Consider the following 23,562-nt stretch of genomic DNA (forward strand, 5'->3'; position numbering starts at 1 on the left):
TCTTTTCTAGTTATATGCTTATACCTTTAATAAATAGTTATTAATCTAGTACCTCTTATATGAGGGATACATATAAATGTATTATAAATCGTCTCCCATGACAGATGAACGGCATCAAGCACTGGAGGGATGCTCGCTACTCAGGCCAAGGTGATAAGAGCAAGCAGGAACAGAATGAATAGCGTTTAAGATTGCATGTAAATCTAGCATGGCACATTAAACATTTGGAGGGATTTTATTATGAATTATTGCTGCAACTATGTAAGTGGAGAACAGGATAGAAACTCGGGCAATATGAACCACCACCATAAAAGCAACCAACACAAAAGCAGCCAACACAAAAGCAATCAACACAAAAGCTCGAAAGGCAATGGAACTAAAACATTTCTCGAGGGCCTCGTTGGACAATATGTGAAAATCAATCGTGGTGGTCCAGAATCCCTCCAAGGTACGCTAGTTGCCGTGAAAAATGACTATCTAGTGCTTTGGACAAAGGAAGGCATTGTTTATGTGAGCTCGAGCCATGTGAAGAGCATTACGGATTTCCCTAGCGACAAAAGCAAAGGCCACACTCCCCAATATATTCAGGCTTCCAGTTTCATCGGCGTTATCCGTGCACTCAACCAAAAATTTGTGCAAATCAACTGGGGCGGCCCGGAGAAAATCGAAGGCTTTATCGCTGAAGTTGGCAGCACATCCTTATTGTTGGTCGTAAACCGTGAAGTCGTTCAAATTCAATTGTTCCACATTAAAACAATTAAGCAGCTCGGACAAAACACTTCCCGTGGTGACCGTTCCGGAGGGAATAATAACCGTACAGGTGGATCGAACAACGGAGGAAATAATAACCGTACAGGTGGCTCGAACAACGGAGGAGATAAAAATCGCACAGGTGGATCGAACACTGGAGGAGATAAAAATCGTACAGGTGGATCGAATACCGGAGGAAACAAAAACCGTACGGGTGGATCCAACACGGGAGGAAACAAAAACCGCAATAAAAGCGGAAACAAAAACGGAAATCGCTCTGGCAAAAAAAATTAACGTTTGTGAGAACGGCACAACGCATTAGACGCTAGTGAAATACCGGGTCAGGCACTTGATGCCGAAGCCCGGTATTCCTTTAAAAAAGTCGGCAGAAAGGAGAGAGATACTGTGAAAAATCGCCATCCGCTGCTTGACCAGCAAGTAGAGCTGGACATATCGGGAAAGGTTGCTTCCATTCGTGGCAAGCTGATTGAATTCGGGCAGGATATTTTAGTGCTGCATACGGGTTTGCAATTTATTTATGTCCCGCTCATTCATTTGCAGCAGCTTCGTCTGTCCAATCATAAGTATGACCCATTCGAGGTGCCGGAGCTGCCTTTTGAAGCCTACAATGAAACGGTCTCTTACCGCAAAATTTTAATGAATGCCAAAGGGATGTTTTCCGAGCTGTACATTACCGGGAATCAATCGATCCATGGCTACGTTACGACAGTTATGAATGATTATTTCGTGTTTTATTCCCCGATTTACCACACGGTTATGGTGTCTTTGCACCATCTGAAATATTTAATTCCCTACAACCCCGATGTCACGCCATACAGGCTGACTCCTGAGCAGTTTCCATTAAGGCCATCTCCGGTCACTTTGTCGCGAACGTTCGATCAGCAGCTGCGCAAGCTCATGGGCGAATTTGTCGTACTCGATTTAGGCGAAAATTCAAATAAAACAGGTGTCCTTAAAGCGATTGATCAAAGCATGCTTGAGCTGTCTACTGCGAGCGGGGCTTCGGTATTTTTACATTTTGACCATGTGAAAACCGTTCACTTGCCCTAAAGGTTCGTTCAGTCTTCCGTAAGCTGTATGTTGAAGGTGAAAGTGCCTATTGACCTTGCGAAGAGGGGATAGGCACTTTTGCATGATTAACGCCGTTGTGGACAAGCACGCAGATAAGCCTAGTGGACGGCCTTGTAAAAATAGGGGATACACCCGTACATAATTAGTGGGAGACTGATCCATAATACGTAAGGGCTGACATCCTGTCAGCCGAGCGGAGCTATGAGATTCGCTTGCGAGCATGTATCCAATCAAACGATAGTTCAGAAGGAGGAAATTCGATGTTACAGCCAATGACGGCGAAAGAACTCGAGTATATAGTCGATTCGATGTCCAACGAGGATTTGCTGATCAAGCAATGCACAGCCGTTTCTATCGGGGCAAGCAACGAGCAGCTTCGCCAAGTGTGCTCCCAAATGCTGAATACCCATCAACAGCATTACCAGACGTTGATGCATACGCTTCAGCAGCATCAAAGCATGGCGCCGACCCAGCCCCAGCAGTAAGCACATTCGGCAACTAGACATAAGGAGGAAAAAGAGATGCAACAGCAATACGCGCAATCGTTTTTGCCAGAAGAGGATCTGGCCTACACCGTACTTAGTGACTTGAAACGCGTAACCCGTGAATATGCGACGGGGGCCACAGAAGCTTCCTGTCCGTCTATAAGGCAAATGTTTACGAACCTGCTGAACAGCACGCTGAAAATGCAGGGTGAACTGTATCAAGTGATGCAGTCGAACAACATGTACAGCACAGCATCGCCTGTTCTTAGACAGGAGATCGACAAGCAGATAAAGGAGTATCAGCAAACCCAGCAAAAAACATCGCAATTTTTGCAGCAGCGTATGGGCAGCCAGTCGCAGGCGATGCATGCTGGATACGGCCATATGGCACAGCAGCAGCAACAGCACAACCAGCAAAATTCCCATCAGCCCTACTACATGTAAAGACCCTTCGGGGTCTTTTGTTTTTTTCTTTGCAGGAAGCCCGGATTCGTTGTAATATGAAGGTTAATAACTTCAGGTTTGCTGGAAGGAGTATATGATGAACGAATTGCAACTCAAAGTATTGGAGCTGCTCAAGGAAGACGCCAGACGTGATGCCGATTTAATCGCCACTTTGCTAGGTGCTCCCGCTGAGGAAGTAAAGCAGGCAATAGCCGAGCTTGAACATAATCATATTATTGTCAAATACGCGACTATCGTGAACTGGAGCAAGGTGGATGACGAGAAGGTAACGGCGCTGATTGAGGTGCAAATTACACCTGAGCGCGGACGCGGCTTCGAAGGCATTGCCGAGCGCATTTACTTATATCCGGAAGTGAAATCCGTTTATTTGATGTCCGGGGCCTATGATCTGCTTGTCGAGATTGAAGGTAAAAACTTGAAGGAGGTTGCCTCCTTCGTATCGAATAAGCTGTCCCCAATCGATGCTGTATTATCGACAAAGACAAACTTTATTTTGAAAAAATATAAACAGGATGGAATTATCTTCGAGGAGCATGAGGGTGACGATCGTTTGATGATTTCGCCGTAAGAGGTGAATGTGATGATTAAAGAAGAGGAAGAGCTGGTACGGACGAAGGTGAAGCGTCAAGCGATGACCGACTATTTGACCCCTTCTGTCCAAAATATTAAACCATCGGGTATTCGCCGTTTTTTTGATTTGGTTAATACACGTAAAGATGTTATTACTCTTGGCGTTGGCGAGCCGGATTTTATTACGCCATGGCATGTTCGTGAAGCGGCAGTTTATTCGCTGGAAAGAGGCAAGACGCAGTATACGTCCAATGCGGGCCTGCCTGCCCTGCGCGAAGCGATCGGCCAATATTTAAATGACCAATTCCAGACGCCGTATGATCCGGCAAATGAAATTCTCGTTACTGTTGGCGGCAGTGAAGCCATTGACTTGGCGCTGCGGGCACTCATTGTGCCAGGTGATGAAATTTTAATTCCTGAACCTTGCTATATTTCCTATTCTCCTATAACTGCGCTGGGCGGCGGTGTTCCTGTTGGCATTGAGACGTTCGCCAAAGACAAATTCAAGCTTACGGCTGAGTCGCTGGAAGCGGTTATTACGCCGCGCTCCAAGGTGCTTATTTTATGTTATCCGAGCAATCCGACTGGCGGCATTATGACTTATGAGGATTGGCTCCCGATTGCCAAGGTGGTCGAGGATAATGATCTGATTGTCATTTCAGATGAAATTTATGCCGAGCTTACTTATGGAACAAAGCATTGCAGCTTCTCGGCGATGCCGGGCATGCGGGATCGTACTATTCTCGTCAGCGGCTTCTCGAAGGCATTTGCGATGACGGGCTGGCGGCTTGGCTATGCTTGCGGACATCCTGATCTCATTGCCGCAATGCTTAAAATTCACCAATATACGGTCATGTGTGCTCCGGCAATGGCACAATATGCTGGTGTAGAAGCGTTGACCAGAGGCTTGGAAGAGAAAGACCGGATGGTTGATGCTTACAATCAGCGTCGCCGCCTTGTTGTGAAGGGCTTCCGTGATATCGGGCTGGAATGCCATGAGCCGGAGGGAGCATTTTATGCATTTCCTTCGGTTAAGGCGACGGGGCTTACATCCGAAAAATTTGCCGAACGCCTGCTTGAGGAAGGCGGCGTAGCAGCTGTTCCGGGCGATGTGTTTGGCCTTGGCGGCGAAGGACATTTGCGCTGCTCCTATGCAACCTCTGTTTCGAACTTGGCTGAAGCGCTCGATCGCATTGGCGGCTTTGTTCATAAGCTGAGGCAGGGATAAACGGGAAATCCGAAGAGCAGCGTTCTGAAGCTTTTTATATGGAAATTTTTGAACGATAGGCGGTGTTCCAGTTCGAGCTGGAATGCCGCTTTTTTGTGCCGCACACGGGCAGATTTCTCCGGGAATGCTTCGGCAGGAGTGGCCGTTTATGGTATAGTGTATAGTAGCTTTTTAAAAACAGACGGCAGTGTAACGAGAGGGGCAAGATTGAGCCATGAGATTATATACGCGTACGGGAGATAGTGGAGAAACGGCCTTAATTGGCGGGCGTGTCCGCAAGGATGATATTCGGGTAGAAGCCTATGGCACGATTGATGAGCTGAACTGCTTCGTTGGGCAGGCGGCTGCAGAAGCTGCACAGCATGAGCAGCTCGCAGAGATGGCAGCACTGCTGGTCGATATTCAGCAGGAGCTGTTTGATTGCGGATCAGACCTTGCTTATGCGAGGCCGGGAGCACCGCTTAAAGTGACGCCGGAACCGGCAGAGCGGCTGGAGCAGGTCATTGACGTATATATTACGGAGGCGCCGGAAATTACTCGGTTTATTTTGCCTGGGGGAAGTCCGCTGTCGTCACTGCTGCATGTTTGTCGCACCGTTTGCCGCCGGGCCGAGCGCCGTGTCGTGACGCTGGCTGCGGATCATCCAGCTAACCCAGAGGTGACGAAATATTTGAATCGCCTTTCGGATTTCTTTTTTGCAGCTGCACGTGTAGCGAACGCCAAGCTCGGCGTTCCGGATACCGAATATGTTAGAAGCAAGGAAGTGTTCCGGAAACGGAAAAAATAATGGATGCGGGCGATTTGATGAATACCGATGGAATAATGGATATGGATGCTAATTATTATAAGCCTCTGATTGTCGTCGTGGGGGCGGAGGATGCGGGGAAGTCCGTACGCGCCATAGTGGAGCGAAGGCTTGGCGTATCGCGCAGCCTGCTGTCGCGAGTCAAGCTGACGGAACATGGCATTACGGTCAATGAACAGCGTGTCTATACGACCGCGACTGTTGCGGAAGGGGATATTATTCGCATTCGGATGGAGAAAGAGATATCGGAAGATATTTTGCCGGAGCCAATCCCGCTCCAAATTGTGTTTGAGGATGAGCATTTGCTCATTCTCAATAAGCCGCCCGGCATTGTCGTGCATCCAACGCATGGGCATTACACGGGGACGCTGGCAAATGGCGTTGTGCATCATTGGCGGGAACGTGGCGAGAGGGTGCGCTTCCGCCCGGTAAATCGCTTGGATGAGGATACCTCGGGGCTTGTTGTCGTTGCGAAGAGCCCGTATATTCACCAGCAATTATCCGACCAGCTCCAGGCAGATGCCATTACGAAGCGTTATGCGGCTTTCGTATATGGTGTTCCTCCCGAGCAGGCAGGTACGATTAATGAGCCGATTGACCGTGATCCAGATTCGCCGCATGTCCGTATTGTGACGCCGGCTGGCTATCCCTCGGTCACGCATTATGAGGTTGCGGCGGAGTATGGAGATGGCGCTGCAACCCTTGTTCGTTTGCGGCTGGAAACAGGACGCACGCACCAAATTCGCGTGCATATGAAATATATCGGCTGCCCGTTGATAGGCGACGCTATGTACGGACTGTCGCCAGAAGCAGAGGAAATCTGCGCAGCGTGGGAGGAAGCAGCTGGCAGGCAGGCTCTGCATGCGGAGATGCTAGGCCTGACCCACCCAATGACGGGGCAATGGATGGAGTGGCGCGCCGAGCTGCCAGAGCAGCTCAAGCTGCTGGAGCAAATGTTGGAGCAAAAGTAAGGATACGAGCCAGAAGGAGGAGAACCGACTATGAGTGAAAATACATGGCAAGCGGGGACGATAACCGTCTATCAATATCCCAAATGCGGAACATGCCGCAATGCGGTGAAATCACTGCAGGCGAAAGGCAATCAGCTGGAGCTGAAGCATATTGTGGAGGAGACGCCTACAGCTGAGCAGCTTAAAGAGCTGGTCAAGCTCAGCGGACTTGGGCTAAAGAAGTTTTTTAACACCTCTGGCGACGTATATCGGGAGCTAGGTCTGAAGGACAAGCTTGCTTCCATGAGCGAGGACGAGCAGCTTGGCTTGCTGGCTTCAAATGGCATGCTGATCAAACGCCCGATTGCGACAGATGGTACGAAAGCGACGGTTGGCTTTAAAGAAGAGCAATATGAACAGGAATGGAATGGGTGAGCGTAGGATGACAACAGGAAAGTGGCGTTCCAGTCGGCTGGATGAGCTGGGCTCCTCCATTTTTGCCGAGGTCATTCAGTGGAAGAAGCAGGCTGGAGCTTCAGGCATGGATGTGATTGATTTAGATATCGGCAGTCCGGACAAGCCGCCTTCAGAGGCCGTCATGCAAGCTCTCGGCGCTGCTGCGCTTCGCCCAGATCAATATGGCTATATGGGCACGAGGGGCAGTGACGCTTTTCGCAAAACGGCAGCGGAATGGATGGCATTTCGTTTTGGCGTTCAGGTAGATGCAGAAGCGGAAATGCTTTCTTTAATGGGCTCGCAGGATGGGCTGGCTCATTTGGCGATGGCGATCTGCAACGCGGGGGACGAGGTTCTGCTGCCGAATCCGGGTTATCCGATTTATGCAGGCTCGCTTGCAATTGCCGGTGTAAAGCCGATTTTTTATCCGCTGACGGCGGCGGGCGGATTCTTGCCTGATGTGGAGGCCATCACGGAAGAGGAGTGGCGGCGTGCCCGGTTTATTTTGCTCAATTATCCAGGGAATCCGGTATCTGCTGTAGCGGATATGTCGCTATTTGATAAGGTGCTGGACAAAGCTCGCAAATATGACGTACTCGTTATAAACGATGCCGCCTATTCTGAAATGGCGTTTGACGGTTTTGAGCCGCCCAGCATTCTTGCCGCGGGTGGAGCGATGGAGCGCGCAATTGAAATTCATTCCTTATCGAAGAGCTTCAATATGGCTGGCTGCCGCATCGGCTTTGTGACAGGCAATCGGGAAGCGGTTGGCGCGCTGCGCGAGCTAAAGGAAAATATTGATTACGGCATTTTTGCCGCCGTGCAGGAGGCGGGCGTTGCGGCGCTGAAAGAAGCGATGTCCAAGACAGCTCCTCCTAAAGTGGGGCAGCTGTATGAGCGCCGCCGCGATGTTTTCATCGACGCACTTGGTGCGAGAGGCTGGCAGGTGGAGAAGCCTAAAGCGACGATGTTTATTTGGGCAGCGCTGCCAGCTATGGAGTGGACGCATCCGGAGGGGCCTTGGACGTCGCGTCTGATTGCCCGTGAACTGCTCGAACAGACGGGCGTAGCGGTCATTCCAGGCGAAGCATTCGGCAGCGAGGGTGAAGGTTATGTGCGTCTGGCGCTTGTGGTGGATGAGGCGCGGCTGCTTGAGGCAGCGGAGCGCATTGGCCGTTTTATTCGTGGCGAAGCACGTGTGCATCAACGCTCAACAACATAGCAGAACCCTTCTAATAAGAGTGCTCTATGATTCAATATGTACAGATCGTATTCAAATAGGGAAGGGCTTTTTATAATGAATGAAAATAAGATTCTTATAGTGGATGGAATGGCTCTTCTTTTTAGAGCATACTTTGCTCAGTCGTATAGTCCTAGGCGCATTGAAGACGGGACCCCAACAAACGCAATATATGGGTTCTTACAATACCTTTTTGACGCAATCAACCAGTTCCAACCTACCCATGTGGTTTGCTGCTGGGATATGGGAAGGAAGACATTTCGAACGGAACTTTACTCTGGTTATAAAGCTAACCGACCAGAAGCTCCTGAAGACTTAGTGCCGCAGTTTTCTTTAGTTAAGGATATTGTAGCAGCTCTTGAAATTCCTAATATCGGTATTGAAGGCTATGAAGCGGATGATTGCATAGGTACCGTGTCTCAAAAGCTAAGTCAGTTAGGCCACGTATATATCCTCACTGGGGATCAAGACATGCTCCAGTTGGTATCTGAGCGCATTCATGTAGTCATCATGAAGAAAGGCAGATCCAACTATGCTGTTTATGATTTAGATTTTCTGAAAGCTGATAAAGGTATCCATCCTTTTCAGGTCATCGAGATGAAGGGTCTTACAGGGGATACAAGTGATAATTACCCCGGAGTAAAGGGAATAGGGGAAAAAACCGCACTTAAATTACTGAGCGAATTCGAATCAATCGACGGCATATTAAGTAATTTAAACCATTTACCGAAAAGTGTAAAATCGAAAATCGAGTCTGATTTAGAGATGTTGCATCTTTCAAGAACGCTTGCGAGAATTAACATTGAGGTTCCAATTGAATGCTCCCTCGAAGAGTGTTTATGGAAGGTGAATTTGGAATCAGCAGAAATTTTATTTGAAAAATATAGGCTAACCTCTTTATTAAAAATGATCGGTTAAATACTAACTAGCGAAGGCTAACGGCTATCGAGGACATCTCGATAGCCTTTTTATATTTTTTTATAGATCCCATTAAACATGAATGTAGCCGTTCAGAACATGCAGTAGAGCATGGGCCTGTTTGATTTGTACACCAATCTATGCATGGAAACACCTGTGAACAGCCCAATATCAAAGGGGAACAGAGCTATTATTAAAAAATGGTAAAGGTTGAAAAAAGGTGAATCCTCTCAATCTAATAAATGTTAATCCGTGAAATATAGATAATATCATTAGAATGGACCGAAACGGTATAGTCGTTACATGGATTGGGTTTTTTGTTGATTATTGCTAGCGATATCGGCAATTGGGTTGATCTGAAGCTTCAAACGAAACATCAGAGAGATGACAACTGTGGAGACAATAAACGCAATGCCTGAGCATATGTACATGAAGGCTAATGGCAGGAACGTGCTAAGCCATCCGGAAACCATGGTCATGAGTACCATGGAGCCCATGAAGATCGGGCCAAAAGCTCCGTTAACTCTTCCAACATAAGCTTCATCCGTCGTTTTCATGACAATGGAGTTAATTCCCACTTGTATGAAGGGGAGGACAAAACCGCGAATGAACTGCATCGCCAGAGATAAGGAGAGAAGGGTTGAAAATCCCATGCCGATCACGGAGAAGGCGCTGAAGAGATTGCCGATGGCTAAAATTTTCTGAGAGGGTACAAGCTTCGAGATTCCTACAACGAGCAAACCTCCAGCAATGGTTGCTACAACATTGGTACTGGCAAACCACTGATAATATTCTTTATCCAATTGCAGCTGATCAACGACGATGAAAATGCCGAGCGGCTGAATGATACCGACCGCAATTCCCCCTAGGCCGTAAGCGATGCCAAGCAAACGAAGTGCCGGATTTTGAAGGACATATGTAAAGCCGCCGCGTAATTCAAACCAGAAGGAATCCCTTTTGTTCCCGGTTTTGTCCTGCTTGTCTGGTGGCAGCAAGGTTAAAGTGATGGCCGACAATACAAATGCGATGGCTACTAATGCGAGGGAAACGTTAATGCCGTATGCGCTATAAACGAAAGTTCCAAATACCGGACCTATGACCACAAAGACGCTAATCAACGTTTGGTACATCGCCATGCCTGTCTGAATATGCTCCTCCGGCACATGCTGCTTAAATAATTTCATTCCGGAGGGCTGAGAGAATTGCGATAGAACCGCGGATAGCAGCGTCGTGAAGAATATTGCTTTCCATGAGCCTGCGATTAAGGCTGCCAGGATGGCCAGCAGCGATAGGGCACTGAGCAAATCACAGTAAATCATGGTTTTTTTGGGTTTCCAACGATCCGCAAACGTTCCGCCGATGACAGAGAAGATGAGAATCGGTGCAAATTCGGCCACATAGAGCAGTGACACGGCAACGGTATCGTTATTCGTCATTTCCATAACGAACAGTAGAATGGCAAAATTCCGCATCCAGACGCCTATTTGCAGAAACAGACTGGATATCAGAATGACACGAATAAACTTGTTGCCGAAAAAATCGGACGCAGATAAAAACCGTTTTACTCTTTGCACCATGATTGATCGCTCCTATTAATCTTTGATCTTTCCGTCTTTGCATTAAAAATACCACGAACCGCTCACACCTACAACAGAACCTTAAAATGTGGATACATTATGTGATTTCAGCTATTAACGATTAATAGAAAGGAGGTGAATACAATTTGGAAGACCAAAATCAATTGAAGTGGATTATCTTGCAAATGCTTGTGACCTCAAACAGCCGTACCACGGATTTGCTCGAGGTTATAACGATGGATCGGCTGCGGCCTATTGTTGCGAGTCAATCTCATGTATCCGGAGGGAAGATCTTGCGTGAGTCTTTCCTGATTACGGAGAGGGATGGGCGGTATGTATCGCAGAATATCGTTTTAATTGATCCGGCCTACGTTCCCTCTATGCTGCTGGAGCAGATTATGAGTAAGAAGGAGGGAATCGGTCATGTGCTCAGAGTAAACCATACTCGTGATATTCGGAGCATGATTCAGTACGGCTGGCGGCTGACAGCCGAGGCCGTGGATTTATTCGATAAACCATATCACCTTCGATTTCAAGAGCATCGCCGGGTTCCATTCAAGGAATATAAGATGACTTTTCCTCCATTTCAGGAAAGCGGCGTGCATCTCATCGAATATTTTAATCCAGATATGATCCGAATGAATACCAAATCGACCCAGCCATTTATGGATGAGGAAGGGGACTACGATAGGATGAACAGACAACAAATGTTCGATGAAGTGATGAATATGATCACCAGGCAGATGAATATACAGATGAATCAAGACGAGGTTGACGAGACAATGCCACTTGGGGACAAGGGGCTCGAGCTTGACTCTATTCAAATTATCGAGCTTGCTGCAAGAATAGAGACGCAGTTCGGCTTGACCATAGCCGATAGCGAGCTCATTCAAATTAGCGGGTATACGGTCGGACAACTGATTGGCACTCTGCATGAGCGAGTCAATGCAGTATGAACGAGAGTCCGCTGATAAGCAAGGGGGCAATCAAAAGTCTGCTGCTAGAGAATCAGTTGTTCGTCTCAAGGCCAGATGAGATGAACGATGATTCACCCATTATGATGGATTCTTTATGCCTCATATGGTTTCTCGATATGCTTGAGCATCGAAATCATATCTATTTGCAGCTTGAAGACGAGGACTACGAGCGCTTCGACTCTATCACATCCATTTACCGGCTCATTCAGGAGAAGGGAGCAATGATTGAGAGGCATACAAACATGATGTGAGAAAGGGGTACGCGATGAGCAATCGGGTAGTGGTAACGGGAATCGGTTTAATGATTCCAAACGGATTTGGAGAAGAAGCTGTTAAGAGGAGCGTACTGGCGGGAGAGCATCTTTTTAGGCCGGTTACACGCTTTGATAGCACACCTTTCCGGTCTGCTTTCGCAGCCGAATCCGATTTCAAAGGAAGCTTGCTCGAACTGGGGTTGCGCTTGACCGAGGAGGCCGTTGCTTCCTCCGGCATAAACGATTTATCGGAATCTTCCATCGTACTTGGCCTGCAAGGCGATTACAATGCGCTTCAACAGTACTGGAGGATGAAGTCCTCCGGTCAACATTCAGCTATACCGATATCGGAATTTCTGCCATCCTACCATTTGAAGGTATTAGCTGACCTGTACCGAGTTAAGGGCCACAGAAAAAAAATAAGTTTAAACAATGCTTGTATTGCATCCAGCAACGCAATAGGCGTTGCTTACGAGATTATTAATAGGGGACAATCGGAAACAGCACTTTGCGGCGGATATTCTCTAGTAACGGAGGAGATGTTTGCGAAGTTTAATTCAGGCCGCACCTTTGCTTCGGACGGCCGCGTAAGGGCATTTTCGTCCAATCGATCAGGCATGCTGCTCGGGGATGGCGGCGCTATGCTTTTGCTCGAAAGTCTGGAGCATGCCCAGAAGCGCGGAGCTACGATTCTAGCGGAAATGCTTGGCTGGGGACTATCCTGCGACGCCTTCCATGTGTGCCAGCCTCACCCTGATGGAACCGGTATGGCACTTGCCATTGAGCGGGCATTGGCCGCAGCTTCTATTCAAAAGGAAGAAATAGATTATATTCATGCCCATGGAACAGGCACTCCTCTTAATGACCGTGCAGAAACGGCGGCGATTAAGCAAGCGTTTGGTTCGAAGGCTTATGATACACCGATCTCATCGACGAAGACGGTGACGGGACATATTCTGGAAGGCACAGGAGCAGTTGAGACCGCTCTCTCCATCTTGGCTATGAAGCACAATACGATTCCGCCCACGATGGGGTATGAACAGAAGGATCCCAATTGCGACTTGGACTATGTACCGAATTACCCAAGGAAGAAGCAGCTGAACAAGGTTATTAATTTAAATGCATCCTTCGGGGGCAACAATACGGCTATTGTTCTGCAAAAATCGGTTGAGAGGGGGTAATTTATGCTGAAGGTGACAGCGACTGAATGCTTAGGTCCATGGGGACATTCCATCGAAGGTCTCGCCGATTATGCGGATATGCTTAAAGCGGCGGAAGAGCCAACCCGGTCGATTGCGATAGAACCCGTCCCCGGTTTTATCGAATCCGCCTTCAATCCCATGGTGTATCAGATTTTGAAAAAACATGTGGAGTCGGGTACGATTCGCTCGCACCAGAAGCTGGCTATCTTGCTTGGCAGTGCGTTTGGCGATACGGCTACTGCAGATCGGGCAAGTCAGAACTTGCTTCAAGGCAAAGTTCATAATCCTTTATTGTTTTATCAATCCGTTCCTAATTCCATTCTTGGCTACGCTTCCAAACAATTTGGCTTTACCGGCTTGATATCAGCGGTCTCCCACTTCGGGAACGGACTTGTCTCCTTGCTCGATCTAGCTGCAATCTATATGGATCAACCAGATGTTGAGCAGGTACTAGTCATTGGAGTAGAGCTGCAAAGCAGCCGTTCCGACGAACTGCTTGCGGAGCTTGTTGATTCAGAGGTGACCTTGCGATCATGCGATCATGCCATCTCGCTCTTACTGGAGAGCGCCAAGGGAGATGGTTTCTCAGATTGTGGCGATGAGCTTCTTATTTATATTGAAGCGGTCGAAAGCTTGACTGAGCCCTTGAGCACCGGGCTGCCTGTACGACCGTTTGCCGGCAACCAAGGGTTAGCGGATTTGGTCATTGCTGTCGATCGATTAAAAAAAGGGGAATTAGCCGCCCCGGTTATTATTTACGATTATGAATTCGGTGGAGGCTGCCATGCAATTAAACTCAATCGATAAGCAAGCATTCTATCAGGCGTTGATTTCAAGCTCAGCAGAGCCCTCGCGCTTGGCTATGAAATTCTCTTCTTCTGTAACGTACGGGCAGCTTTTCGAGGAAATCGAAAGAGGGCGGCTGCAGCTGTCGGAAGCAGGCGTCAAGGAAGGGGATCTCATTGCGCTGCAAGTCAAAAGCTCCCTGACCTTTGTTTATATGTTATTTGCCGTATGGAGTCAAGGGGCTCAGGCGATGCTGCTGGACAGCCGTTTGAAACGGACGGAAACCGAGGCGTTGCTGCAGGAATATGGTCCACACTATTATATTCGCTCAACCGATCAGAGTCATCCGCTGGCAACCTTTGCCGAAAAAGTTTCCTTCGAAATCGTGAAGCTCCAGCAAAGCAAAAGCTGCGAGCCCGAATGCGTGCTTCATTTGTTCACATCGGGCTCAACGGGCAAGCCGAAAGCAATCGGTAGAACGGCAGAAGCGATCCTTGGCGATCTGCACAAATTGACAGCGGTACCTTTGTTATCAAGCGATGATCGTGTTCTGGCCTTGTCCCCGCTTACGCATACATTCGGTTTGCTTAATGGACTGCTGCTCACATTATTCACAGGGTCGTGCTTATATTTTCCGCGAAGTCACCAGAGCCAATCTATCCTTCAGACACTCCGGGAGGAAAGGATTACGGTGATGTATGGCGTTCCGTTCCACTATCAACTATTAGGACAAGCGCCGGGTTCGGGGCCTCTCCCTGACCTTAAGCATGCCATTTCTGCTGGGGAGGCTCTCTCTCTAGAGGTTTATGAAGCTTTTTACGACAGATATGGAGTCAGGATCGGTCAGCAATACGGGACAAGCGAGACCGGCGTTCTGACCATGGACTGGGACGGCAAATATCCGGAGAGCGTAGGTCGCCCACTGCCGGGAGTAAGCTTGCGGATTGAGAACGATGAGGTGCTGGCGGAATTGCGGGAATCTCCCTATCTTCCTCGCACCGTGAACGAAAGATGGAGCAAGGGATGGTTCAACACATCGGATACGGGTTCCATTAACGAGGAGCAGTTTTTATATTTAGCCGGGCGTTCAGACAGTATTAAGATAATCGGCGGACTTAAAGTGAATCTTCAGGAGATCGAGCTTAAGCTGAAGTGCCACCCGAAAATCCGTAATGCGCTTGTCTGTTTGTCAGAGGACAACAAGATTGTTGAAGCTCATATTGAGCGGCAGGAATCATTGCTGGAGTCCAGCTTGCTGGAATGGTGTCGAGAACACATGGCCGATTATAAAGTGCCTAGACGGTTTTATTGGACAAGCAAGCTTCCAAGAACATCGACGGGCAAGTTGATTCGGATAAATCCCCATTTACTGAATCGGGAGGAGGAACGGTTGCAGAAGCTGCTTTACCAGGAACCTCAAAAGGTGTCACTGCTGCTGGAGCTCGGATCTTTATACGAAAAGCAAGGCCGGCTGCTTGAAGCAAATGATCTCTATAGGAGAGCGAAACGTTCTTCAGTCTCTAGTGAATATATGCCTGAGATTGAGAAAGATCTTGCGCGTATTCACATGCTTATGGAACGCGCTGCATTCACGAAGAGAGACTTTGCGGCTTCATTAAATAAAGTGGTAAGTATGTATTGCTATGGTCGAAGCGGCACGCATTTGATGAAAAGTCTGCTAGACGGTCATCCGAATATTATATTAACCATGTTGAACGGTATGGAAATTTTCAAGCTGTGGCAATCAACGATCAAACCGAGTGAAGGGAGCATGGACAAGGAGGGAATCGTTGATGCGATATTCAAAACGTTCCCTGACGAGTTCAATGAGGGCTGCATTCTCGAAGAACCGAAGCAAAACGGGATGTGCACCTTAGGTGAAGGCAGAGATCAGATTTTCACGATTGACCGAGTCCAATTTAAGACGGCATTTCTGGAAATTACGGAGTCGGCGGATCTGATGGACAAGGCATTTTTCTACCAAGCCGTACAGCTTGCGGCATCTTGCGCGATGGGAAGAACCTATGACTTCACCTCAGAGCTTCCGGTCATTATTGAAGGTGGCATTCACTTCGGAACGAGCGTCGCGGAGACCGAGCAGCTCATTGAGCTTTTTCCCTTCGCTAAATTATTTCATATGATTCGAAATCCCGTTATTGCGTTTGCTTCCGCACTGAACTACCAGTTGCATGTAGGCAAAGCGAGTGTTTATAACTTATGCTTTCAACTGCAAGCTCTGTTCCATGGCGTCCCTGTATCAGCGCGCTGGACAGACCGGACGTATTTGGTGAAACTAGAGGATTTGCATGTAAAGCCGGAGGCTACACTTGAGCTTATATGCAAGCATCTGGGCATTGATTGGGATGAAAGTTTGCTTCACAGCACGTTTGGCGGCATGAAATGGTGGAATTCATTAACATCCGAGGTTGTATCCGGATTTAATACACGTACCATCTCGAAATCTTATGATGAGTTATTGTCTTCTTTCGACAAATTCAGGCTTGAGAGCATGCTTCGAATTAAATATCGGGCATGGGGTTATCCAGGACACGATTATTACAACTACGATAACCTGATGGAGCTCCTGGCATTCCCGTTTAAGTTTGAGAAGCAATATGGAGAGTTCGTAGAGAACCCTGCCATTATTCGTACGATGGTACATCGTCTGTGCATGAAATTACTCGCAGAAGAGCATGAGCTTGGCGACACCGACAGATTGGAATATCAAGTCCAATTATTGTCTGAGCGTCAAGTGGACAATGCCGTGCGATAAGGGGGCTGGGTGAGAGTGGATTGATCCTATTCGGTACAAAATCAGAAACGTTGGAGAGGCTTGAGAGACTAGTCAAGTGTGCAATCGTACTACCCCAGCTTCAATTTACCGCATATGAGTGGCGTTATCGCCAATCGGACGTTTTAGACAGCCTTAGGCAGCTTTCATGGTCGGGGGCGCCACTAATTGTACGAAGCAGTGCGGCTTGGGAGGATGGGGCTGCGGCTTCCTATGCAGGTCGCTATGATTCCGTTCTTGATGTGTTTGGAGAGAGCGAAGTCATACAGGCAGTTAACAGGGTGCTTGCCTCCTATCAAGACGAGGATCCGGTCCATCATGTATTCATACAACCGATGCTTCCTAATGTTGCGATCAGCGGAGTTGCCTTTGGAGTTAATCCTAATAATGGCGGCAATTATATCGTCATCAACTACGATGATGTCAGCGGTGCAACCGATGCTGTCACCTCAGGCGCAACTAATCATCTCAAAACCTATCATTATTTCAAAGGTTCGCCACTGCCTGCAGTGAGGCCACTGGGTCAAATTGTTGACTTGATGGATGAACTGGAGCATATATTCGAGACACCCAGGCTCGATATTGAGTTTGCAGTGGACAAGGCGGGCAAGCTGTATCTTTTTCAGGTTCGGCCCTTGTTATTAACCTGCGATTTAGCAAGCCTTGACCATCAATCTGCGATACTAAAACGGATCTATGACAAAGTAGGACAAGGTCAAGCGAGGCAGCCTTACCTTTATGGACACAAAACGGTCTACGGTGTCATGCCCGACTGGAATCCAGCCGAAATAATCGGCATTCGGCCCCGGCCGCTCGCGCTATCGCTGTACAAAGAATTAGTGACGGACAGCATATGGGCCTATCAGCGGAGTCAATACGGATATAAAAATGTCAGGAGCTTTCCTCTGCTCATCGATCTAGGAGGATTTCCATATATCGATGTAAGAGTCAGCTTCAACTCCTTCTTGCCAAAGGAGCTGGATGCCGAATTAAGCGAGAAGCTCCTGAATTATTATATGCAAAGCTTGATCGATAACCCTCAGAATCATGACAAGGTCGAGTTTGAGATCATCTTTTCTTGTTTTACCTTCGATCTGGATACCAGATTGGAGATTCTCTATGAGCATGGATTCACAAAGCCGGAATTGGAGCAGCTTAGTCTTTGCCTGAAGGATCTCACGAATCATATTGTATGTACGGAAAATGGCTTGTTACAAAATGATTTGAGTAAAATCAACCAGCTGGAAGCAAGGCGTTCGGAATTGCTGGACAGCTCAATCGACAAGGTTTCAAAAATTTACTGGCTGCTAGAGGATTGCAAGCGTTATGGTACGCTGCCATTCGCTGGGCTGGCAAGAGGGGGATTCGTAGCCGTACAAATGCTTCGTTCCCTCGTCTCCATTGGTATTCTATCGGAAAGCGACTACCATCGTTATATGAGTAGTCTAGAGACAGTCAGTACACAAATCAGTATGGATTACGCACAGCTAGATATGGAGGAATTTCTAGCGAAATATGGACATTTACGACCTGGAACCTATGAGATTTGTTCGCTTCGTTATGACGAAGCACCAGAGCAGTATTTTGAATTTTCCTCTTCGCGCGAGCTGAGCGGTGTGATAGAGAAGCCATCCTTCTTTCTTTCGCTTGCTCAATATAAACGGATTCAAGCTTTGCTGATAGAGCACGGTCTCTTAGATGGAAATGTGCTGGGGCTATTCGACTTTTTTAAGACGGCGATTGAGGGAAGGGAATATTCCAAGTTTGTATTCACAAAAAGCTTAAGCGAGGCCATTCGGCTATTTGGTCAATTGGCGGAGGAATGCGGTATTTCGAAGGAGGAGGCTTCCTTTGCCAATATTGAGGTAATCAAACGAGCTTATGAGTCGGATTGCGATATACAAGCCTTGCTGCAGGGTAGCGTTAAGGCTGGCAAGCAAAGATATGAGGCGACCTTGCAGCTGGAGCTGCCGCCATTGATCACCGAGCCATCTAATGTATGGTGTTTCAGTCAACCGGAGCTGGAGCCGAATTTTATTACCATGAATCAGGTCACCAGCAAGATTGCATTCTCAAATGAGGATCATGAAAGCTTGCGGGGAAGCATTTTATTTCTTCCGAGTGCCGATCCCGGTTATGACTGGATTTTTTCCAAAGGAATTGCTGGCCTAGTAACCATGTACGGAGGCGTCAATTCACATATGGCTATTCGTGCTGGAGAGCTTTCGATTCCCGCCGTAATTGGAGTAGGAGAAAATTTGTATAACCACTACGGCAATGCCAAGGTGCTTGCCATCGATTGCGCGGGGAAAAACATGAGGATCATTCAATGATTATGATTGGCATTACGATGCGTGTCGATGAGGTAGCAAGCCGCGGTGAGCGAAGAGACGCTATTGACCAAAGCTGGATCAACCTTTTAGCCAACTGCGGCTATATGCCGATTCTGCTGCCCAATCATTTGCCAACGGTACAGGAGATGATACGCAGTCTGCCGATCCGAGGCGTGATTATGACGGGGGGCAACGATCTGCTAACGTATGGCGGGAGTTCACCTGAGAGGGATGAGGTAGAGCGATTTCTCATTCAATATGCATGTGACAGTGGCAAACCCTTGCTGGGCGTATGTAGAGGTATGCAAATGCTTCAGGATTTTTGGGGCATCGAACTGGAGAGGATCGAGGGCCATGTTGCGGTGCATCATGCTGTGCATACGAATGAAGGCAGCTTGAGCAAGAACAGCTTTCACCGCTACGGATCTCGAAAGACTGTGGATAAGCTCGTTGTAACCGCAAGGGCTGCCGATGGGATCATTGAGGCGGTCATGTACAAGCATGCCAGCATCAAAGGAATTATGTGGCATCCAGAACGGGAAATGCCGTTTGAATCAAGTGATATGAGCATGATAAAACATTTATTCGGAGGAGAGAATGAGAATGAATAAAATGATGCACGGTGATTTTACTTTACTGGCCAAACAATATGTCAACAGACCGGGTTATTCAGAAGATATTCTTCGTGCGCTGATGTCGCATACGGGAGCAGCTAGCGAGGGTTTTGTGGCAGCAGATGTAGGTGCGGGAACCGGGAAGTTAACCGAAATACTCGCTAAGCTCGGAATGAGGGGTGTAGCTGTCGAGCCTAACGATGCCATGCGGGAAGAAGGTATTCGTCTGGACACCTGCAATAATCAGTTTGCTTGGCAAAAAGGTTTTGCGGAGGCAACAGGCTTGGCGAATGATTCAGTAAACTGGGTATTTATGGCCTCTTCCTTTCATTGGACAGATCAAAAGCAAGCGTTAAGCGAGTTTCATCGTATCTTGAAAGAAGGGGGGCATTTTACTGCTTTATGGAATCCGCGGGATATTGAGCGAAATGAACTGCATCAGCAGATTGAAAGCATAGTAAAACATTATGTCCCTGATTTAAAGCGTGTTTCATCAGGCTCGCAGAGCCACATGAGCGGCGTCGAGGAGGCGCTGTTATCTACGGGGCATTTTGATCGCTTAATATTCATGGAGGCTCCTCATACCGTTATTATGACAAAAGAACGTTATTTGAACGCTTGGCGTTCGGTAAATGATATTCAAGTACAAGCGGGGCAGATTCTGTTCGAGAAGATTATGGACGAGATCAGCTTATGTTTAGGCCAGATTGATGAAATTGAGGTGCCTTACAAGACGAGAGCTTGGACAGTCCAAGCCATATAGGAAGCGGGTTGCATGAGATGAAAGCTATTCTATTGGCGGCAGGACGTGGGAGCAGGTTAGGCTCCCATACCCTGCATGAGCCGAAATGCCGCACTATGCTGCTAGGCAAACGATTAATTGATCGACAGCTTGAAGCACTTCGCGAGGCTTCCATCCGCGATATCGCGATCGTCCGCGGATATATGGCGGGTAGGATACAAGTGGCTGGAGCAACATACTTCGAGAATAGGGAATGGGAACAAACGAATATGCTTGCCAGTCTGTGCTGTGCTTCCGATTGGCTGGAGCGCGAGCCTTGCATCGTTAGCTATACCGATATCGTCTATACGTCTGATGTTATCGAGCTTATGCTGCGCGCAGATGAAGATGACGATATTGTCATTCCTTACAATATCAACTGGCTTCCCTTGTGGGAAGACCGATTCCATAATCCGTTAAGCGATGCCGAAACGTTCAGACTGGGAAGCGACAGCCGAGTTATTGAAATCGGCGGCAGGCCAACATCTCTTCAGGAGGTGGAAGGGCAATTCATGGGGTTGCTCCGTATTTCGCCAAAGGGGTGGCGGATGATTCAACAATTTCTCTCCTTGCAGGATCAAAGCCTAGTGGAGCGCATGGATTTGACGGCTTTGCTAGCCGGATTAATCGAACAGGGGATTGCCATTAAGGCAATTCCTTATCGCGGACTATGGTTAGAAGTTGATCACGAATCAGACCTGTTGCTCTATGAGAACAAGTATGGAGACAGGCTATAAACCGGAAGGAGGGAATGACGGTGTTCAAACTGGATTTTGTGCCCTATAACACGAACCGAATTGATTGTTATTGGAATAATGTGATCGCCATTCTAATGACGAGGGATTCGGCTTTTGAATGTATGGTCCCTCTTATTACATCTCAATATGAAATAGAGATCCCCAATCGTGAATTAATAACTGACGCAGCTTACAAGGAAAAACAAGAGAATGGCGCATTGGTCCCGTATGTTACAAGGAATTTGCCAGACGTGCTATATGATGAATATTTTCAGAAGGTTGAATTGCCACTCTACAGAGATACCGATGCTATCGAACTCGTCAAAGGTTATTTGAATCAGGGTATGTATTGTATTCTACGATTGAATCGTTTTCATTTTCCCTTCTGCCTTGAATGCCGTAAAACGGATTTGATTCATCCTGTTTTGATCTATGGGTATAGTGACGAGCTATCCACATTCTATATGGTGGAAGACTGCGTTCCACCAGGGAATATCGTTAAGCATGAAATAAGTTACCAGGATTTCCAGCTTTCCTACGACTCGATTCCCGAAGATCAGTTGTTTGGATTAGGGCTCCGCGTTATTAAGGAGCAGTTGGACCCGCAGGTGCCTTATAGGATCATCCAATCGAATATTGAAAAACAGCTTTATGGCGAATCTATAGTTTCGGAGGAAATGACAATAAAGAGAGGTCTAGGTGTATTGGAGTACCTTCGCGATCAATTTAGTGAAATTATTCTCTCTGCCCATGCTCTCAACTCCAATATGACTCACCGACTGACATACTCATTATTTTATCAGGAACGCAATCTAATGCTTATTGACTATTTGAAAAAGCAAGGTATATTCGGTAGCAATGTTTATGAAGAATTGCACAAGGGCTTCACTGATCTGTACAACAATTGGACGTTAATCCGAACCAAGGTCGTTCAATATTATGTCAAGCCGGATCGGCCTAATGCGCAAGCCTATGCGTTGACTATACGGCCTTATTTGGATGCTTGCATGAAAGAAAGTGAGCTTCTTATGCAGCTGCTAGAATGCTTGAATAAAGTCGGGGAGGAAACAAGTTGAACGAATCGGGCCGCGTTTATTGGATTACAGGACTTGCGGGCTCAGGAAAAACCACAATAGGTAAACGAGTATATACTCAGTTGAAGGCAAAAAGCGATGCGGTTGTTTTTCTTGACGGCGATATGCTAAGAGAGGTTTTCGGCCATGATCTTGGCTACTCTAGCGCTGACCGACATGCAAGTGCCATGCGTAATGCAAGGATGTGCAGGATGCTGGCTTTGCAAGGATTGGATGTGGTGTGCGCGACGATCTCTATGTTCCATTCCTGCCGGGCATGGAATAAGGAAAATATTTCGCATTACTATGAAATCTACCTGCGTGTATCCAAAGATACGCTAATTGCTCGTAATCAAAAGGAGCTGTATACTGGGGCTTTGAACGGACAGGTACAGGAGGTTGTTGGTATGGATATGGATTTTGAAGAACCATCGCAACCTGATCTAATTGTCGTTAATGAGGCATCTGCTTCTTTAGATGCAATTGTTACACAAATCTTGAAGCTGCCTGAATAATCGGGATTTGGCGGAGAGACGGGGGAATGAGGTTATGTTAAAGATTCAATTCTATTCCTTAATATCTCAGCAGTCGATTACGATGAACAGAAAGTCGCAACGACCCCTACAGCTGATCCATGGGGATCAAATCATGCTGCTGCTTGCGCTCAATCCAATGGAGCTTATGCAGGAGCAGCAAGCCATTTCGTTAGGCAGGGAGGAGCTTCTGCTTGCCTCGGGTCCACTGTGCATCGTGCCGCAGCACGAACCTACGATTAGCTATAAAGGGATTGTCTGCAATATTGAAGGTGAACGCACAGACGAGGAAGCCGAATGGACTATATCAATCATCAAACCCGCTGATCGGGAATTAGCACAGCAGCTATTGAAAAATCCTGTTCAGACTGAACAGGATATCCATGTATTAGAGCGGTATCTACAATTATTCATCCAGTCGAATCCGAAAAGAAAAGTATGCGCAATGGAATCAGCCCGAAGGTCTTCTGAACAGATCGACAAACGAATAAGTTTCGTATATCGCTATATGCTGCTTCATTATGAGAAGCCGCTTACGCTTCACGACCTTTCGAAATTAGTAGGCTGCCATCCCGTTTATTTGAGCAGCGTATATACGAGAGTGTATCAAGTATCCCCGATGCAGCATTTGCAGCAGATTCGTATGAGAAAGGCTAGTGTGTTTGTTCGAAGCACGAATATGAAAATGAAAGAAATCGCTCATTCCATAGGCTATGTATCTAGCTCCCAATTCGGCTCCATTTACAAACGTTATTATGGCGTTTCGCCAAATCGGGATCGCGCAGCTACCATGATGAATACAAGTTGGATAGAACCCTATTATTGAGCCTTGCCTTACGTCCCATTTTTATGGGGCGTTTTTTTTTGGAACCTTTATCCGTTATCCGATACATGCGAACGACAATACTCTTTATAGGAACGCCATTATGTTACATCTAATAGCTG

General features: G+C 47.3%; 24 protein-coding genes. 23 read left to right on the top strand and 1 reads right to left on the bottom strand.

What is annotated here, in order from left to right; translation table 11 throughout:
• Window positions 1-240: 240 nt before the first annotated feature.
• The 11 genes from AC50YG_RS16985 (at window position 241) to AC50YG_RS17035 (ending at window position 8,959) form a co-directional block, all read left to right on the top strand.
• Entirely contained in the window at window positions 241-1,044 is an 804-nt protein-coding gene (locus AC50YG_RS16985) for a DUF6897 domain-containing protein (protein WP_494828150.1), read from the top strand.
• Window positions 1,045-1,155: 111 nt separating this feature from the next.
• Window positions 1,156-1,821 (top strand): DUF2642 domain-containing protein, encoded by a 666-nt coding sequence (locus tag AC50YG_RS16990; protein WP_473760383.1) that lies wholly within the window; start codon window positions 1,156-1,158, stop codon window positions 1,819-1,821.
• A 281-nt stretch (window positions 1,822-2,102) separates the two neighbouring features.
• Window positions 2,103-2,327 carry a hypothetical protein gene (locus AC50YG_RS16995; RefSeq protein ID WP_473760382.1) on the top strand — a complete coding sequence of 75 codons (225 nt, stop codon included), beginning with the start codon at window positions 2,103-2,105 and terminating at the stop codon, window positions 2,325-2,327.
• 36 nt (window positions 2,328-2,363) lie between these two features.
• Window positions 2,364-2,771 carry a spore coat protein gene (locus tag AC50YG_RS17000; RefSeq protein ID WP_473760379.1) on the top strand — a complete coding sequence of 136 codons (408 nt, stop codon included), beginning with the start codon at window positions 2,364-2,366 and terminating at the stop codon, window positions 2,769-2,771.
• Between the two features lie 97 nt (window positions 2,772-2,868).
• Window positions 2,869-3,360, top strand: a complete 492-nt coding sequence (locus AC50YG_RS17005) for an Lrp/AsnC family transcriptional regulator (RefSeq protein WP_046233088.1) — start codon at window positions 2,869-2,871, stop codon at window positions 3,358-3,360.
• A 12-nt stretch (window positions 3,361-3,372) separates the two neighbouring features.
• Complete coding sequence (locus tag AC50YG_RS17010; protein WP_341278801.1) at window positions 3,373-4,590, top strand: aminotransferase class I/II-fold pyridoxal phosphate-dependent enzyme; 1,218 nt, start codon at window positions 3,373-3,375, stop codon at window positions 4,588-4,590.
• Between the two features lie 214 nt (window positions 4,591-4,804).
• Window positions 4,805-5,377 carry a cob(I)yrinic acid a,c-diamide adenosyltransferase gene (locus AC50YG_RS17015; RefSeq protein WP_473760375.1) on the top strand — a complete coding sequence of 191 codons (573 nt, stop codon included), beginning with the start codon at window positions 4,805-4,807 and terminating at the stop codon, window positions 5,375-5,377.
• Window positions 5,378-5,394: 17 nt separating this feature from the next.
• On the top strand, window positions 5,395-6,366 hold the full coding sequence (locus tag AC50YG_RS17020) for an RluA family pseudouridine synthase (RefSeq protein ID WP_494828195.1): 972 nt from the start codon (window positions 5,395-5,397) through the stop codon (window positions 6,364-6,366).
• Window positions 6,367-6,396: 30 nt separating this feature from the next.
• Entirely contained in the window at window positions 6,397-6,780 is a 384-nt protein-coding gene (locus AC50YG_RS17025; protein ID WP_494828151.1) for an arsenate reductase family protein, read from the top strand.
• 7 nt (window positions 6,781-6,787) lie between these two features.
• Entirely contained in the window at window positions 6,788-8,023 is a 1,236-nt protein-coding gene (locus tag AC50YG_RS17030; RefSeq protein ID WP_494828152.1) for an aminotransferase class I/II-fold pyridoxal phosphate-dependent enzyme, read from the top strand.
• 75 nt (window positions 8,024-8,098) lie between these two features.
• Window positions 8,099-8,959 carry a 5'-3' exonuclease gene (locus AC50YG_RS17035; protein WP_494828153.1) on the top strand — a complete coding sequence of 287 codons (861 nt, stop codon included), beginning with the start codon at window positions 8,099-8,101 and terminating at the stop codon, window positions 8,957-8,959.
• 299 nt (window positions 8,960-9,258) lie between these two features.
• On the opposite strand, the gene AC50YG_RS17040 is transcribed toward AC50YG_RS17035, so the two are convergent.
• Window positions 9,259-10,536: an MFS transporter gene (locus AC50YG_RS17040; RefSeq protein ID WP_494828154.1), complete on the bottom strand. Its 1,278-nt coding sequence runs from the start codon at window positions 10,534-10,536 to the stop codon at window positions 9,259-9,261.
• 146 nt (window positions 10,537-10,682) lie between these two features.
• Between AC50YG_RS17040 and AC50YG_RS17045 the strand changes: the two genes are divergently transcribed.
• Genes AC50YG_RS17045 through AC50YG_RS17100 form a run of 12 tightly spaced genes read left to right on the top strand, consistent with a single transcriptional unit; the run spans window position 10,683 to window position 23,443 of the window.
• Entirely contained in the window at window positions 10,683-11,492 is an 810-nt protein-coding gene (locus AC50YG_RS17045) for an acyl carrier protein (RefSeq protein ID WP_473760345.1), read from the top strand.
• Window positions 11,489-11,764, top strand: coding sequence for a hypothetical protein (locus tag AC50YG_RS17050; RefSeq protein WP_494828155.1), 276 nt, complete (start codon window positions 11,489-11,491; stop codon window positions 11,762-11,764). The genes AC50YG_RS17045 and AC50YG_RS17050 overlap by 4 nt, the downstream gene beginning before the upstream one ends.
• A gap of 14 nt (window positions 11,765-11,778) precedes the next feature.
• Window positions 11,779-12,948 (top strand): beta-ketoacyl-[acyl-carrier-protein] synthase family protein, encoded by a 1,170-nt coding sequence (locus AC50YG_RS17055; RefSeq protein WP_494828156.1) that lies wholly within the window; start codon window positions 11,779-11,781, stop codon window positions 12,946-12,948.
• A 3-nt stretch (window positions 12,949-12,951) separates the two neighbouring features.
• The gene (locus tag AC50YG_RS17060; RefSeq protein ID WP_494828157.1) at window positions 12,952-13,776 is read left to right on the top strand and encodes a hypothetical protein; all 825 of its coding nucleotides are present in this window, start codon (window positions 12,952-12,954) and stop codon (window positions 13,774-13,776) included.
• Window positions 13,754-16,528, top strand: a complete 2,775-nt coding sequence (locus AC50YG_RS17065) for an AMP-binding protein (protein WP_494828158.1) — start codon at window positions 13,754-13,756, stop codon at window positions 16,526-16,528. The genes AC50YG_RS17060 and AC50YG_RS17065 overlap by 23 nt, the downstream gene beginning before the upstream one ends.
• Window positions 16,529-16,548: 20 nt before the next feature.
• Window positions 16,549-18,879 (top strand): PEP/pyruvate-binding domain-containing protein, encoded by a 2,331-nt coding sequence (locus AC50YG_RS17070; protein WP_494828159.1) that lies wholly within the window; start codon window positions 16,549-16,551, stop codon window positions 18,877-18,879.
• Complete coding sequence (locus AC50YG_RS17075) at window positions 18,876-19,490, top strand: gamma-glutamyl-gamma-aminobutyrate hydrolase family protein (RefSeq protein WP_494828160.1); 615 nt, start codon at window positions 18,876-18,878, stop codon at window positions 19,488-19,490. The genes AC50YG_RS17070 and AC50YG_RS17075 overlap by 4 nt, the downstream gene beginning before the upstream one ends.
• A complete protein-coding gene (locus AC50YG_RS17080; protein WP_494828161.1) occupies window positions 19,483-20,256 on the top strand; it encodes a class I SAM-dependent methyltransferase in 774 nt (257 codons plus the stop codon). Before AC50YG_RS17075 ends, AC50YG_RS17080 begins: the two co-directional genes overlap by 8 nt.
• A gap of 17 nt (window positions 20,257-20,273) precedes the next feature.
• Window positions 20,274-21,011: a phosphocholine cytidylyltransferase family protein gene (locus AC50YG_RS17085; protein WP_473760331.1), complete on the top strand. Its 738-nt coding sequence runs from the start codon at window positions 20,274-20,276 to the stop codon at window positions 21,009-21,011.
• A 20-nt stretch (window positions 21,012-21,031) separates the two neighbouring features.
• On the top strand, window positions 21,032-22,087 hold the full coding sequence (locus tag AC50YG_RS17090) for a hypothetical protein (protein ID WP_494828162.1): 1,056 nt from the start codon (window positions 21,032-21,034) through the stop codon (window positions 22,085-22,087).
• On the top strand, window positions 22,084-22,599 hold the full coding sequence (locus AC50YG_RS17095) for an adenylyl-sulfate kinase (RefSeq protein WP_473760328.1): 516 nt from the start codon (window positions 22,084-22,086) through the stop codon (window positions 22,597-22,599). The genes AC50YG_RS17090 and AC50YG_RS17095 overlap by 4 nt, the downstream gene beginning before the upstream one ends.
• 34 nt (window positions 22,600-22,633) lie before the next feature.
• The gene (locus AC50YG_RS17100; protein WP_473760326.1) at window positions 22,634-23,443 is read left to right on the top strand and encodes a helix-turn-helix transcriptional regulator; all 810 of its coding nucleotides are present in this window, start codon (window positions 22,634-22,636) and stop codon (window positions 23,441-23,443) included.
• Window positions 23,444-23,562 lie beyond the last annotated feature (119 nt).

This window comes from Paenibacillus sp. J31R34 (assembly GCF_059383715.1).

Coding starts and splice junctions, on each gene's coding strand:
- AC50YG_RS17085 (WP_473760331.1), top strand. CDS start 20,274: ATGAAAGCTATTCTATTGGCGGCAGGACGTGGGAGCAGGTTAGGCTCC.
- AC50YG_RS17040 (WP_494828154.1), bottom strand. CDS start 10,536: ATGGTGCAAAGAGTAAAACGGTTTTTATCTGCGTCCGATTTTTTCGGC.
- AC50YG_RS17100 (WP_473760326.1), top strand. CDS start 22,634: ATGTTAAAGATTCAATTCTATTCCTTAATATCTCAGCAGTCGATTACG.
- AC50YG_RS17010 (WP_341278801.1), top strand. CDS start 3,373: ATGATTAAAGAAGAGGAAGAGCTGGTACGGACGAAGGTGAAGCGTCAA.
- AC50YG_RS17065 (WP_494828158.1), top strand. CDS start 13,754: ATGCAATTAAACTCAATCGATAAGCAAGCATTCTATCAGGCGTTGATT.
- AC50YG_RS16985 (WP_494828150.1), top strand. CDS start 241: ATGAATTATTGCTGCAACTATGTAAGTGGAGAACAGGATAGAAACTCG.
- AC50YG_RS17035 (WP_494828153.1), top strand. CDS start 8,099: ATGAATGAAAATAAGATTCTTATAGTGGATGGAATGGCTCTTCTTTTT.
- AC50YG_RS17055 (WP_494828156.1), top strand. CDS start 11,779: ATGAGCAATCGGGTAGTGGTAACGGGAATCGGTTTAATGATTCCAAAC.
- AC50YG_RS17080 (WP_494828161.1), top strand. CDS start 19,483: ATGAATAAAATGATGCACGGTGATTTTACTTTACTGGCCAAACAATAT.
- AC50YG_RS16995 (WP_473760382.1), top strand. CDS start 2,103: ATGTTACAGCCAATGACGGCGAAAGAACTCGAGTATATAGTCGATTCG.
- AC50YG_RS17015 (WP_473760375.1), top strand. CDS start 4,805: ATGAGATTATATACGCGTACGGGAGATAGTGGAGAAACGGCCTTAATT.
- AC50YG_RS17025 (WP_494828151.1), top strand. CDS start 6,397: ATGAGTGAAAATACATGGCAAGCGGGGACGATAACCGTCTATCAATAT.
- AC50YG_RS17075 (WP_494828160.1), top strand. CDS start 18,876: ATGATTATGATTGGCATTACGATGCGTGTCGATGAGGTAGCAAGCCGC.
- AC50YG_RS17060 (WP_494828157.1), top strand. CDS start 12,952: ATGCTGAAGGTGACAGCGACTGAATGCTTAGGTCCATGGGGACATTCC.
- AC50YG_RS17005 (WP_046233088.1), top strand. CDS start 2,869: ATGAACGAATTGCAACTCAAAGTATTGGAGCTGCTCAAGGAAGACGCC.
- AC50YG_RS17050 (WP_494828155.1), top strand. CDS start 11,489: ATGAACGAGAGTCCGCTGATAAGCAAGGGGGCAATCAAAAGTCTGCTG.
- AC50YG_RS17030 (WP_494828152.1), top strand. CDS start 6,788: ATGACAACAGGAAAGTGGCGTTCCAGTCGGCTGGATGAGCTGGGCTCC.
- AC50YG_RS17000 (WP_473760379.1), top strand. CDS start 2,364: ATGCAACAGCAATACGCGCAATCGTTTTTGCCAGAAGAGGATCTGGCC.
- AC50YG_RS17020 (WP_494828195.1), top strand. CDS start 5,395: ATGAATACCGATGGAATAATGGATATGGATGCTAATTATTATAAGCCT.